The organism is Alloyangia pacifica (assembly GCF_900116195.1).
In the GTDB taxonomy this organism is placed as follows: Bacteria; Pseudomonadota; Alphaproteobacteria; order Rhodobacterales; family Rhodobacteraceae; genus Salipiger; species Salipiger pacificus.
Genome location: NZ_FOZW01000001.1, coordinates 719,812 through 733,641, shown reverse-complemented (window position 1 = coordinate 733,641; position 13,830 = coordinate 719,812). Strand labels below are relative to the sequence as shown.

The window sequence follows — 13,830 nt, the reverse complement described above, 5'->3', positions numbered from 1 at the left end:
ACTAGAAGACGAGGAAGGGAAGCTGATGGCCGACGGACTGCAGAGCGAGGTGACCGAAAGGGTCTACGGCAAGCATCGCGGGACGGTGGTCAACCCGATGGACCCCGAGCGCCGTGGCCGGCTCACCGCGCTGGTGCCAGAGGTGCTGGGCGCGATCCCCACCGGCTGGGCCGAGGCCTGCGTGCCGCACGCCGGGGTGGGCGCGGGCTTTTTGTCGATGCCGATGCCGGGGGCGGGTGTCTGGATCGAATTCGAGGGGGGCGACGTCTCGCGCCCGATCTGGACCGGCTGCTACTGGGCCTCGGGCGAGACGCCGATGCCGCCGCCCGCCGGGCCGCCCGGCGAGCCGACGACGAAGATCTGGCGCTCGGAGCTGGGGCTGACGGCGGTGCTGGACGATGCGAGCCAGACCATGACGATGTCCGACGCCACCGGACAGAACAAGGTCGAGATCTCGGTCGCCACCGGCACGGTGACGGTCAAGGGGCTCGCGCGCGTCGTGCATGACGGGCAGATGGTGCAGGTGGGCAGCGCGGGGGCGCGTCACCCGGCGGCCTTCGGCGACGACCTGCTGATCTATCTCAACCAGCTGGTCGCCATCTTCAACGCGCATGTTCACCCGGGCGAGCTGGCCATCGGCGTGCTGCCGGTGACGCCGGCGCCGCCGGTGGCGCCGATGCCGCCACCGTCGCCCTCGCTGATCTCGACCAAGGTATTTGTGGAGTAGCGCCATGCCTCACGGACTTCGCCCCGGCGATCTCACCACCAACCCCGTGGATTTCACCGGCTTCGCCGACTCGATGGCCGAGGCCATGGAAGAGGAGCTCGACGCGCTGCTGGGGCTGGACGGTCTGCCACCGGTCTCGAAGGACGAAAGCGACCGCGAGGTGCGCGACCGGCGCCGTTTCATGATCGCCATCGCGCGCGGCGTGGTTCGGCATCTCGCCGAGCGGCACGACGCGCTGACGGTCACCCATGACGGCGACACCCGCACCGTCGCCATCGACACGGAGCAGATCTGATGACCGCGCTTGCCGACCAGCTCGACTATCCCTTCGGTTTCGATCCGCGCGGCCGCTCGCGGCTGACCGGGGCGGGGGACCACGTGCGGGACCTGATCGAACAGGTGCTGTTCACCGCGCCCGGCGAGCGGGTGAACCGCCCCGAGTTCGGCACGCCGATCCGCGATCTCGTGTTCGAGGGGCTGTCGGACACGCTGGTGGTGACCACCGAGCAGATGGTCCACGGCGCGCTGATCCGCTGGCTCGACAGCCTGATCTCGGTCGAGGCGGTGCAGGTCGAGGCGGTGGAGAGCACGCTGACGGTCACCGTGGTCTATGCCCTGCGCGGGCGCAGCGAGCGGCGCGAAGACGTCTTTGAACGGGTGATGGAGGGCTAGGTCATGGTGCTGTCGCCGGGCGGAGAGATGTGGTGCGAGGACGACCGCCGCTCCGGCGTGCTGCTCGACGCGGCGCATCCGCTGAACGGGCTGGATTACGTCGAGTTCCGCCGCGATCTCTCGGCCCCCGCCGGGCAGCAGTTCCGGCTCGAGGCGCATTTCCTGAAGCCGCCGCCGGCACTGACCGCCGGCGAGGCCGAGGTGCTGGGCGGCGTGCGCATCGTCGGCCTGCGCGTGCTCGACGTGGAGCCGACAGGGGGCGACCCGTTGCAGCTGGACCTTTTCCTCGACCGCGAGGGCGATTTCTCGACCTACGTGCTGGCGCTCTCGCATCCCGACCTCGATCCCGAGCGGGCGCAGGCGCGGTTCAGCTTCAAGGCGGGCTGCCCGTCGGATTTCGATTGCCGCATGGTCGATCCCTGCGTGCCGCGCGCACCCGACGAGCCCGATCTCGATTATCTCGCCAAGGACTACCAGAGCTTCCGGCGGCTGTTTCTCGACCTCGTGGCCGTGCGCAACCCGGACTGGCAGGAGCGGCTTCCGGCGGATTTCGGCATCGCGCTCGTCGAAATGCTGGCCTACGTGGGCGACTACCTGTCCTACCTGCAGGACGCCGGGCCGGGCACCGAGAGCTTCTTCGAGACCTGCCTGCACCGGGTGTCGATGCAGCGCCACGCGCGGCTGGTCGACTACCCGATGCACGACGGGCGCAACGCCGCGACCTTCGTGCAGTTCGACCTGGACCCGGCCCCCGACCCGGCACGGCGGGTGGTGCCCGCCGGAACGCGGCTCTGCACCCGCATCGCCCGACCGCTCGTTGATGCGATGGCGCCGCCCGGGCCGGTGCTGCCGGCGGAGGCGGATTTCGACACTGACCCGGCGCTCGAGGGTGCGACGGTCTTCGAGACCACCGCGCTGATCGGCGCGGATGCGGCGCACAATGCGCTGCGGGTGCATACTTTCGGCGACGCCGATTGCTGCCTTGCCCGTGGGACGCGGCAGGCTTTTCTCTACGGCATTGCCGGCGACCAGCTCTACCGGCCCGCGTTTTCGGCAGGCGACTACCTGTTGCTCGAAGAGCTGCGCAGCCCGGTGACCGGGGCGGTGGCCGATGCCGATCCGACCCAGCGCGCCGTGGTCCGGCTGGAGGCGGTGGACGACGCAGAAGACCCGGTGTTCACCGACCAGCTGACGGGCGGCGCGCTGACCCCGCGCCACGCGCCGGGGGCCGAGGACCCGCTGCCACTGCAGCGCGTGATCTGGCGGGTCGAGGATGCGCTCGATCGCAGCTTCTGCCTGTCGAGCGAGAGCCCCCTCGCCGGCAATATCTCTCCGGTGAGCATCATGCGCGGAAATGTCGCCCCCGCCGATCATGGGCGGATGCTGCGCCGCGACGGGCTGCAGATCACCGCGGGCACCGGGCGCTGGCCGCTGGCGGAACTGGCGCTCTCCGAGCCCGGGCTGACGCGGCAGGCGGGCGTCCCCGATCCGCGCCTTTCAGCCGATGGCCGCCCGTCGAGCGACCGGCACGATCTGGCGGCGGGTCCACGCGAGGCGGTGCCCGCAATCCACCTGCGCAGCGTGCAGAGCGGCGGGGCGCGGCGGTTCTGGACCGCGGTGCCGCACCTCGGCGACAGCGGTGCCTACGACCGCCACTTCGTTGCCGAAACCGACAACGACGGTCTGACCGCGCTGCGCTTCGGCGATGACGTGCATGGCCGCGCGCCGCGCAATGTCGAGGAGGTCAGCGCCTTCTACCGGGTGGGCAGCGGGCGGCGGGGCAATCTCTCGGCCGGGGCGCTGGTGCACGCGGTGGCGCCCGACCTGTCGTTCTGGGCCGATCCCGACGCGCCCGTGGGGCCGGTGTCGCTCGATCCCGGCGATCCCGACGCGGATGTCGCCTTCGCCGAGATTGCCCGCGTGCGCCAGCCATTGCCGGCTGAGGGCGGAACCGACCCCGAGACCATCGCGGCGGTGCGGGCGCTCGCCGCCGAGGAAATCAAGGCGATCCAGTTCCGAGCCGTTACGCCGGAGGACTGGCAGGTCATGGCACTGCGCGATCCCAGCGTGGCCGCCGCGAAAGCGCGCTTCCGCTGGGTCGGCAGCTGGCATTGCGTCTTCGTCGCGCTGCATCCGCGCGACCCGGGCAACCTCATAAGGCTGCCCGGCGGCGGCGTGCGGCTGGGGGATGACTACGCCGCGACGATGGGTGCCTACCTGCAACGCTTCAAGCTGGCGGGCAGCGATCTCGCGCTGCGCGCCGCGCAATACGTCCCGCTCGAGATCGACATCCGCCTCTGCATCGCGCCCGGTCACTATCGCGGTCAGGTGCTGCAGGCGGTGGCGGAGGCGCTGTCGAGCCGCGAGCTGCCTGGGGGCAAGAAGGGCTTCTTCTACCTGCCCGATCTGGATTTCGGGCAGGACATCCACCTGTCGCGCCTCTACGCCGCGGTCGAGGCCGTGGGCGGGGTCGAAAGCGCCGAGGTGACGCTGTTCAAACGCTACTGGGACGTCGCGGGCGACGAGCTCGAGCGTGGGCGCATCGCGCTCGGCGACTTCGAGATTGCGCGGCTCGACAACGATCCCAACTTTCCCGAGAACGGCGTGCTGCGCCTCGCTGCCGTGGGAGGGGCCTGAGCCATGGCACCGCTGTCCCCCCTCGGTGATCCGCGCTTCTGCAACTGCTGCACACCGGGTGTTGCCCCGGCCCCTGCCGACATCCGCAACCGACCGGGACTGGCGCAGATCGCCTATAGGCTGGGCACCTTCGGCAGCTTCCGGCAGGCAATGCTGGGCGAGATCCACAGGCACGCCGAGCTCTCCGGTCTTGCCACCCGCGAAAGCGACGACCACGCGGTCACGCTGATCGAGCTTTTCGCCGCGCTCGGCGATGTGCTGACCTTCTACAACGAGCGCATCGCCAACGAGATGTACCTGGTGCAGGCGGTGCATAAAGCCTCGGTCGAGCACCTCGTCGGGCTGGTCGGCTACGTGCCGCGCCCGGCGCTCTCGGCGATGGGAGCGCTGAGTTTCGAGATCGAGGAGGGCAAGAGCACCCGGCTCCGGGCCGGCCTCAAGGTGATGAGCATCCCCGGACCCGACGAGACCGCGCAGGTCTTCGAGACGCTGGAGGAGATACGGGCCAACGGGCGGTTGAACGCCGTCCCGGTCTTTGCGCCATTCCTGCGGATCAACCCGTTGGCGGAGGGTCGGACGACTGCCCCGGTGACCGACGCGGCGGGATTGATCGCGGGTGGCCGCTTCGTGCTCTTCGGGCGCAACCTGATCGAGGAGAAGACGGTGCGCGCCCTTGCTTCGGATGCAGGCGGCACCCGGCTCAGCTGGACGCCGGCGGTGCAGGCCCCGGATTTGAACGAGGGGCACATCCGCGCTGCGCCGGCGCTGCGGCGGCTCCGGCTCTTCGGGCACAACGCCCCGGCGACGCACAATGTCTACGATCCCGCCGCGCTGCCGCAGAACCGCTGGCACAGCGAGACCATCGACGGGGCCATCGCATCAAGCGTGGCGGACTACCCGCTGGACAGCCGGATTGGCGATCTGGACGTCGGGGCGCACCTTCTGCTGGATGCCGGCCCGGGTGCCGAGCCACGCCTGCGCACCGCGCGCGTCACCGCGACCGAGGATCGCGCGGCGAGCCTCGGGCCCCTCAGCGACAGCGTGACCCACGTGGCGGTGCGCGAGACGGTGCAGGGGCGACCGACCATGGTCGCGCTGCCCGGGGGCGATCCGGCGGTGCTGGTGCGTACCGGGGGCGGCCACCCTGCGGGCTTTGACGATCCGGACACGCCGGGTCAGCCGCTTTACGTGCAGGGGTCGCCGCCGCTCTTCGTTTCCTCGGAGGTGACCGCTGTCAGTACCGCCGGGCGCTTTGACATGTTCGTGCGTGATGCTGCCATGCGGCTGCGCCAGCGCAGCTGGACCGGCGGCGGCTGGGGCGCCTGGCTCGACCTCGGAGGCGCGTTGACGTCCAGCCCGGTGCCAGTGGCGACGGCCGGAGGCGATGTGCGGGTTTTCGTGCGCGGTCCCGCGACGGGCCTCTGGGTGTTCGACGCCACCGGCGCGCCGCAGCCGCCGCAGCCGCTTGGTGGCATCCTTGCCTCGCCGCCTGCCGCGATCTCGCCGGACGGGATCGGCATCGCGGTCTTTGCCCGGGGCATCGACGATGCGCTCTGGTGGCGGCGGTTTGACGGGCTGGCGTGGCACGACTGGCAGAGCCTCGGCGGGCAGATCGACGGGACGCCGGCGGTTTCGGCAAGCGGCGCGGGGCGGCTCGATGTCTTCGCGCGGGGCCTGAGCGGCGGCCTCCAGCACTTCCGCCAGGGCCCCGGCGGCTGGGAGCCGCTACGCGATCTCGGCGGCGATGCGGTGGGTGATCCCGCCGCACTCGGCGGGGCGCCGGACTGGGCGGCGGTCATCGTGCGGCAGCGGGATGGCACGCTCGGCTTCCTGACCCGGATTGGCGAGACGTGGGGGAACTGGATCGGGCAGGGCGGCACGTTGGCCTCTGATCCCTCGGCGGTGCTGGTCCCCGGCGGCGCCTATGTGGCGGCGCGGCACACCGATGACACGGTGGTCACCACCCGGCTCTCCTTCACCCAGCCCGCCTGGGTGCGCCATGGCGGCAACTTCGGCTTCATCCCCGACCGGCGCGAGACGCGGCTCTTCGAGATCGGCGGCACGGACATCGGCTTTCGCAACTACGACTACCCGGAGAGGGCCGAGGGCGCCTGGCTGGCGCTGCCGCTGGAGCCCGGGGAGGACTCTGCCGACCCCGAGGCGCTGGGGGCGCTCGGCAAGGGGCGCAAGATCATCGTCGCGGGGCCCGAGCTTGTGCACCGGGCGCGCGTGACAGCCACCTTCGCGGTGCCGTCGCAGCCCGGTGGGCGGGTCGATCACCTTGCGGTCGGGATCGACCCGCCGTTGCCGCGGGTCTCTGGCGCGCTCAGGCTGCACGGCAATGTCGCCGACGCGAGCCATGGCGAGACCCAGCGCGAGGACGCCCTGGGCAACGGCGATGCCGCGCTGCCCTTCCAGCACTTCAGCGTGCCGCCGGGCCAGATCACTCACCTGCCGACGGCCACCGGCACGCGGCCCGAGCCGCAGGTGACGCTGCGGGTCGATGGCGTGGAATGGCAGGAGGTGCCGAGCCTTTACGGACGCGACCCGAAGGAGCGCGCCTTCACCCTGCGCCTTGCCGACGAGAACCCGCCGGTGCTCTCGGGCGGCGACGGCCTCCGCGCCGGCGCGCGCTTCCCGACGGGCGCGCTGAACCTGCGGCTGACCCGGCGGCTCGGGGCCGGGCTTTCGGGCAACCTCCGGCCCGGTCAGTTGGCGATCCCGCTCGAGAAACCGGTGGGGATGAAGGCGGTTCAGAACCCGCTCGCGACCTCGGGCGGGGCGCCGGGCGAGACAGCGGATGACGCCCGCCACGCGGCACCCGACGGGGTGCGAACCTTCGGGCGGATCGTCTCGCTGCAGGATTTTGCGGCGCTGGCCACGGCCTCGGGGCTGGCAGCGCGCGCCTATGTCACCTGGGTCTGGAACCGCATGCAGCGCACTGCGCACCTCACCGTCGCAGGCCCCGGAGGCGTCGCGCTCGCGCCCGAGAGCCTGACCCTGCTGCACGACCAGCTGACCGCCAGCCGCGACCCCAACCGCCCCCTGATTCTGGCTAACATGGTGCGGGTGCCCATTGTGCTGCGCGCCAAGCTGCTGCGAGATCCTGCCTTTGACGCGGACAGCGTGGCCGAGGCGGCACGCGCCGCGATCGTTGCCGCCTTCGGCTTCGACGTGGTGGGCATCGGACGGCCCGTGCACCTGTCGGACGCCTACGCGGTGCTCCAGGCGGTGGCGGGGGTGAGCGCTGTCGATATCGACCTGCTGCACCTCAAGGACCATGCCGAATTGACTGCCGCCGAGCGCGCCGTGCGGTCTGTCAGCGCCGATCCGGTGCAGGTGCACATCCGGCTCTACCCGGCGCGCCCGAGGCCGGACGACCCGGCGCAGATCGACCGCTACCAGAGCGCCGCCTACCTGCCCGGACCGCCGCCGCCGGTGCTGCCCGCCGAGCAGGCCTATCTTGCCGATCTGGCCACCGACTTGACCCTGAACGTCGTGGAGGCGCTGTGATGGAGGCCTTTTCCACTGCTCCCGAGCACAAGCTCTTCAACCTGCTCCCGGCGATCCTGCGTGAACGCGACGCCGCCGAGGGCTACCCGTTGCGCGCGCTGCTCGACATCATGGAGGTTCAGGCTGACGCGCTGGAGGCGGACATCGAGCAGCTGGGCCGAAACGCCTTTGTCGAGACCTGCGAGCCCTGGGCCATTCCCTACATCGGCGCTCTGGTCGGCACGACGCTGCTGGCAGGCGACAGCCGCGTGCAGGACGCTGCGAGCGCCGAGGCGCTGTTTCCCGAGCTCGAGGGCCCGTCCTTCGTGCCGCCGGTGGGGCTCCGGAGCCGCAGCGACACGCTCAAGACCGTCTACTACCGGCGGCGCAAGTCGGTGCTGCCTATGCTCGAGGAACTGGCCCGCGACGTGACGGGATGGGCGGCGCATGCGGTGGAATTCTTCGAGCTGCTGGTGTGGTCGCAATGGGTCCGGAACCGCCTGCGGATGCACGCGGTGGCCACGCCGGACCTCCGGTCGCCCGAAGCGATGGACCGCATCGGCGGTGCCTTCGATGCGACCTGCCGCAGCGTCGATGTACGGCCCCCGGGCCAGTTCGAGGGCTGGGAGAACATCCCCAACATCGGTTTCTTCCTGTGGCGGCTGCGGGCGCTGGAGCTGCCGGGGATCACCGCGCGGCGTCTCGGCGGGGCCGGGGATTTCCGCTATCACATCTCGCCGCTCGGCAATGACGCGCCGCTCTTCTCCCGCCTGCGCCGAGAGGGCGACGAGGCGGGGCTGGCGACCGAGCTGCACGTGCCGCAGGCGATCCGCCCGGCGAAGTTCTTTGGCGACCTCTCGGCATACCTGTCGCTCAGCGCACCCCGCCCGGGGTTCGCCGCCTTCTATGGCGCGCCCGCCGGCATGGGCGCGCTGCCGCCCGCGCCCGAGGCGAGCCTGTTCATCACCGTCGACGGGGTCGAGGTGCCACCCGACGACATCCGCTGTCGCAACCTCGACGGCTGGAGCCAGCCGGGGCCGAACCAGGTCGCCGTGGACGTGCGCAGCGGGCGGCTGACACTTGGTGCCGGTCGGCTGCCCGCCGGGCAGGTGCAGGCCTGGTACCACCAGGGCTGGCCCGGCGAGACCGGCGGCGGCACCTACGCGCGCACCGCGTGGCTCACCGGAGAGACCGTGCCCGCGGCACGGCTGACGGTGGACAACAGCGGCGATCCGGGCAGCTTTGGGACCCTCGGCGCGGCGCTGGCCGCCTGGACGGCCGGGGGGCGCGCCGACACGGTGATCCGCATCGCCACCAACGACACCTATGCCGAGAACATCACGCTGAACATCGCGGGCGCCGCCGGGCGGTTCCTGACGCTCGAGGCCGAGGATGGCTTCCGCCCGCACCTCAGGCCCGACGCCCCGATCCGGGTGCAGGGGGTCAATCCCGACTTCTCGGTCACCTTTGGCGGGCTGCTGATCGAGGGCAGGGTGGAGATCCCCGGCTCGCTCGGGAGGCTGGCGCTGGTGCACAGCACGCTGGTCCCCGGCGGCAGCATCGCGCTGCCCGATCCGGACGAGGCGCTGCCGCCGCCCGCGCCGGTACCGCCGTCGATCCGCGCCGCGGCGCAGTCGGGCGGAGAGCCCGCGAACACCGAGCTGCGGATCGAGATGGCCTTCTCGATCACCGGCCAGATCCGCGTGCCGGAAACCTCGGAAGGAATCTTCGCGCTGGACTGTGCGATCGACGGGCTCGGAGTTGCGGCGATCCGCGGGCTTGGCGCGGGGCCGACCAGCCCGGGGCCGGCGGTGCATCTGGAACGTACGACACTGCGCGGCCCGGTCTTCGTGCGCCAGATCGACATGGCGACCGAGGTGATCTTCGACGGCGAGGTGATCGCCGAACGGGTGCAGACCGGTTGCGTGCGGTTCTCCTACGTCGCGCCGGGCTCGCAGACCCCGCGCCGCTACCGCTGCCAGCCCGGCCTTGCCGAGCGGGCCGAGATCGCGCGCATCGAAGCCGCCACCGGTGTCCCGCTGACCGAGGCCGAGCGTGACGGCCTGCGCGCGCGGGTCAGGCTGCGCCTGCGTCCCGAATACACCAGCGAAACTTACGGCACCCCGGCCTGGCTGCAGCTGTCGCTGAACGGCCCCGACGAGATCGCCACCGGTGCCGAGGACGGCTCGGAAATGGGCGCCTGGTGTCATCTCAAGCAGCCGCAACGCGAGGCCAACCTGCGCCGCCGGCTGGAGGAATATCTGCCCTTCGGGCTTGACCCCGGAGTGATCTACGCAAACTGACGCGCCGCGTCCGCCTGCGGTGAAAGGAGGCGACCATGAGCGGAGACTATTCGCGATTTACCCACGACGAGCTGCGCCGCTATTCGGCGGTGCTGATGCAGCAGGGCCGGGTGCTGCTCGATGCCGACTGGAACGAGCTGGTCGACATCCTTTCGGAGCGGATCGGCAAGCTCTCCATCGACGCGCTCGGCAACCCCGGGCTGCCGCTGCTGACCAACCCCGATGCCTTTCTGGTGACCCACGTGGCGGGCCCGCCCGAGGACCTGTCGCTGACCCCGGGACGGATCTACGTCGATGCGCTGATGGCCGAGATCTTCGAGGGCGAGACGGTGACCTATCTTGGCCAACCCTTCCTGCCCGACCCGCCGGCGCTGGTGGCTGGAGAGGCGGCGATCTACCTCGAGGTCTACGAGGAGGAACTGACCTGGGTCGAGGCGCCGCTGCTCGACCCGGCGCTCGGCGGCGTCGACACGACCACCCGCCGGCGCACTGTCTTTCAACTGCACGTCGATGCCGTCGAGCAGGCCGAATGCGGGCTCGATGTAGGGCCGCCGCCTTCGGCGGGCAGGCTTACCACCCGCGCCGTCGCCCCGCCCGCGCCGGACGATCCCTGCTTGCTGCCGCCCACCTCGGGCTATCGCGGGCTGGAGAACCGGCTCTACCGCGTCGAGGTGCACGAAGGTGGCCCGCTCGGCACCGCGCGCTTCAAGTGGTCGCGGGACAACGGATCGATCGTCTCGCCGGTGCTCTCGATCGCCCCCGGTGCGGCCGACACGGTGCTCGAGGTGCTGCGTATCGGCCGCGATCCGGTGTTGCGCTTCGTGGCCGGCGACTGGGTGACGGTGACCGACGATCACCGCGAATGGATGGACGAGCCCGGAGAGATGGCTCAGGTGATCGACATCAACGAGGCCAATGGCACCGTGACGCTGGACCGGGTGCTGCCGACCGGCGGCGGTCGCGCCTTCGGCAACACCGGTGAGCAGCTCGCCGAGCGGCATACGCGGATCCAGAAATGGGACCAGACCGCCGCGAGCAACGCCATCGACGGCGACGGGCTGATCGACACGCAGGCCGGGCCGGTGCCGCTCGGCGACGGGATCGAGCTGTCCTTCTCGACCGATCCTGCGGGCGGCGACTTCCGCCGAGGTGATTACTGGTGTTTCTGGGCGCGCACCGCGACCGCCAGCATCGAAGAACTGACCGACGCCCCTCCGCGCGGCATCGAACGGCATTACGTGCAGCTTGCGGCGGCCAGCGGGCTGGGCGGGCCCAATGCGGTGCTTACCGATTGCCGCCCGCAGCCCGATCCGGCGGGCGAGGGGTGCTGCACCTTCGTCGTGCGTCCGGGCGAGAGCATCCAGGCGGCGATCGACGCGCTGCCCCTGGAGGGTGGCTGCATCTGCATCAAGGCTGGGGTCCACCCGGTGCCCGCCACGCTGGAGCTGAACCGGGCGAATGTGCACATGCATGGCGAAAGCCCGGGCGCGATCCTGCAGGGCGCGGCACCGCTGCTGCGGATGGGGACCTCGGCGCAGGGGGTGCGCATCGAGATGCTGGACTTCTTCGCGCGGGTTCCGGAGCAGGGCGCGGTGCCGATCATCGCGAGCGGCGGCTCGGACGACATCAGCATCAGCAATTGCCGCATCGCGCCCTTCCCGGGCACCTCCGGCGGCGTGGCCATCCAGCTGGTCCGCACCGACCGGGCGCGGATCAGCGGCAATGCCATCTTCAACACCGACTTCGGGGTGACGGTGCTCGGCCTGTCGAGCCTGCCCGAAATCGACGGCAACGCCATGGTCTTTGGCCTCGGCCTGCAGGAGGTTCCGGCGGCCACGGGCGTGTGGATCGCGAGCAACCCATCGGGCGCGCACGTCCGGGACAATGTCATCCTCGGTGCGCATCAGGGCATCGTGATCAACGACCAGCCCTTCGACACGCCGCGATCCGCCTCCTCGGCCTCGATGATCCACGACAATGCGATCCTTACCGGCATCCGCGCGGGCGAGGGCGACAACCGGGCGCGCGGCATCGACGCCGCCTCGGAGTTCACCACCATCCGCGGCAACATGGTCGCGGTGGCGGCACCCATGGGGCAGGGCATCCGCGCCAGCGGCACCGGCAGCACGGTCACCGACAACAAGATCACCGCGCTCGCCCGTGGCGAGCAGCCCGCCATCGGCCTGCAGATTGGCTACGAGGGCGAGGACGCGCTGCCGAGCAGCGGCATCACCGCACGCGGCAACCAGATCGCGGGGCTGCTGACCGGCATCCTGCTGACCCGCACCGGCGGGGCCACGGTGGCCGGCAACCAGGTTGTCACCGACGACGCCATTCCGACCTTCGGGGTGCTCTCGCTGCAGTCCCCGGCACAACGGATCGAGGATAACCGCATCGCCGGGGCCTTCGCCGGCCTCGCCAGCAGCGGCGGGCGCGACAGCCGCATCGACGGCAATGACGTGATCGGCGGGGTGCTCGGGCTGATGGTCGCCGAAGACAGCCGGGTCAGCGCTTGCGGCAACCGGCTTGCGGCCTGCCGGGGCGGCGGGGCCGTCGGGCTGCAACTGCTCGGGCGCAGCACCTTCAGCCGCAACCGGATCACCAACGCCGGCTCCGCGCAGGCGCTGTCGCTGGGGCTGGGCGGCTACCTGGTGCTGGGCGAATGGGTCGTCGACGACAACGAGATCACCGACACCGGCGAGCCCCTGGATGGCGCGGGCACCTCTGCGGCGGCCTGGGGCATCTTCGGCGACTTGATCCTCGAGGCGCGGGTGCAGAGCAACCTCGTCACCTATTCCAACGCGCTCGGCCGTGACGCCGCGCGCGAGGACCGGGCGCTGCTGATGCGCGGCCTGCTGGAATTCCGGATCGCGCTTGGCGCGCAAGAGGTCGTGCTGGGCTTCCCGGCGCAAATCCTCGACAACAAGTTCATCGGCACCGGGGCGAGCGCGCTGGTGGAACTGCGCCAGCTTGCCGTGCAGGACAATATCAGCCTGCGGTTCGAGCGGGTCTTCTTCAGCAACAACTACTGCATGCACGCCTCGGGCCCGCGCGACGACACCCACGCCACGGTGGTGCTCGTCGGGCGCGCCTGCAGCGTCATGGGCAACCATGTGAAGGCCACCGTGCCCGGCTACTTCTCCTTCGACTTCAACGGCATGCGGGGCCCCTTCGTGGGCAATGTGACGAGCGGCACCGCGCTGTCCTACAACCCCGTCCCGCCGGCTCCGGACGGGGACCTCAACTTCCTACTCTAAAGCGGGAGAGCAGACATGGACCTCGACAAAGAAATCGCCCGGCAGATTGACCGGATCAACGGGCTGGAGCGCGACATTCTCACCCGCAAGGCCAGCGCCGCGGACGCCAAGCTGCCCGCCGAGATGCGGCGCGCCCGGGCCGGCACCCTCCGCAAGGCCATCGCCGACCTGCGCAAGCGGCGCGAGGAGGTGACCGCCCGCTTCGACAAGGAGATCGCCGGCTACGAGGCGGAGCTGAAGGCGCTGGAGACAGGGCCGGACGTGGACATCGGCGGGCTTCGCGGCGGTGGCACCGGGGGCGGCGGCATTCGCGGCGGCGATCTTCGACGCGCCGCCGCGGACACGGATGATGGAACATTGGGCTCCCAGACCAGAAAACCCCGCAAGAAGTGAGTGGGCCGCGCCTGCGCTCTCGGCGGGCGTCCCCGGGGCGGCCTGCCGCTGGCGCATGACGCCCGGCTCCTGATCCCGGGCAATCGCCTGTGGGCGCGCAGGACTGGTGTTCCTGCGCGCAAAAGTGCTATGGGCGCCACTTCTGGCGCTGCGCTGCCTTGCGCCAAGGCCCCATGCCAGTCAGATTTGCCCGAAGATTGCGACACGAGACGCGGAGTTGAGATGGAAAGCCACTTGAAATCAGGGTCTTCCGATGTTTCGAAGGCCGCCCGCCTGTCCGTCGCGCCGATGATGGATTGTCTCGACTTGGGCTGATTTCCATTTATTTCATGCGAATCTGGCGTCGGCG

General features: G+C 70.6%; 8 protein-coding genes. All 8 read left to right on the top strand.

What is annotated here, in order from left to right:
* Positions 1-25: 25 nt before the first annotated feature.
* From BM397_RS03580 to BM397_RS03545, 8 genes are read left to right on the top strand one after another with little or no spacing between them, the layout of a single operon-like run.
* On the top strand, positions 26-727 hold the full coding sequence (locus BM397_RS03580; RefSeq protein ID WP_092421907.1) for a phage baseplate assembly protein V: 702 nt from the start codon (positions 26-28) through the stop codon (positions 725-727).
* Between the two features lie 4 nt (positions 728-731).
* Complete coding sequence (locus BM397_RS03575) at positions 732-1,022, top strand: hypothetical protein (protein ID WP_092421904.1); 291 nt, start codon at positions 732-734, stop codon at positions 1,020-1,022.
* The gene (locus BM397_RS03570) at positions 1,022-1,399 is read left to right on the top strand and encodes a GPW/gp25 family protein (protein WP_092421901.1); all 378 of its coding nucleotides are present in this window, start codon (positions 1,022-1,024) and stop codon (positions 1,397-1,399) included. Before BM397_RS03575 ends, BM397_RS03570 begins: the two co-directional genes overlap by 1 nt.
* Before the next feature lie 3 nt (positions 1,400-1,402).
* On the top strand, positions 1,403-4,036 hold the full coding sequence (locus tag BM397_RS03565) for a baseplate J/gp47 family protein (protein WP_092421898.1): 2,634 nt from the start codon (positions 1,403-1,405) through the stop codon (positions 4,034-4,036).
* 3 nt (positions 4,037-4,039) lie between these two features.
* The gene (locus BM397_RS03560; protein ID WP_092421895.1) at positions 4,040-7,549 is read left to right on the top strand and encodes a DUF8189 domain-containing protein; all 3,510 of its coding nucleotides are present in this window, start codon (positions 4,040-4,042) and stop codon (positions 7,547-7,549) included.
* On the top strand, positions 7,549-9,831 hold the full coding sequence (locus BM397_RS03555; RefSeq protein ID WP_092421892.1) for a hypothetical protein: 2,283 nt from the start codon (positions 7,549-7,551) through the stop codon (positions 9,829-9,831). Before BM397_RS03560 ends, BM397_RS03555 begins: the two co-directional genes overlap by 1 nt.
* 35 nt (positions 9,832-9,866) lie before the next feature.
* Entirely contained in the window at positions 9,867-13,088 is a 3,222-nt protein-coding gene (locus BM397_RS03550) for a DUF6519 domain-containing protein (protein WP_092421889.1), read from the top strand.
* A 15-nt stretch (positions 13,089-13,103) separates the two neighbouring features.
* Positions 13,104-13,481, top strand: coding sequence for a hypothetical protein (locus tag BM397_RS03545; RefSeq protein WP_092421886.1), 378 nt, complete (start codon positions 13,104-13,106; stop codon positions 13,479-13,481).
* The last annotated feature ends 349 nt before the right edge of the window (positions 13,482-13,830 follow it).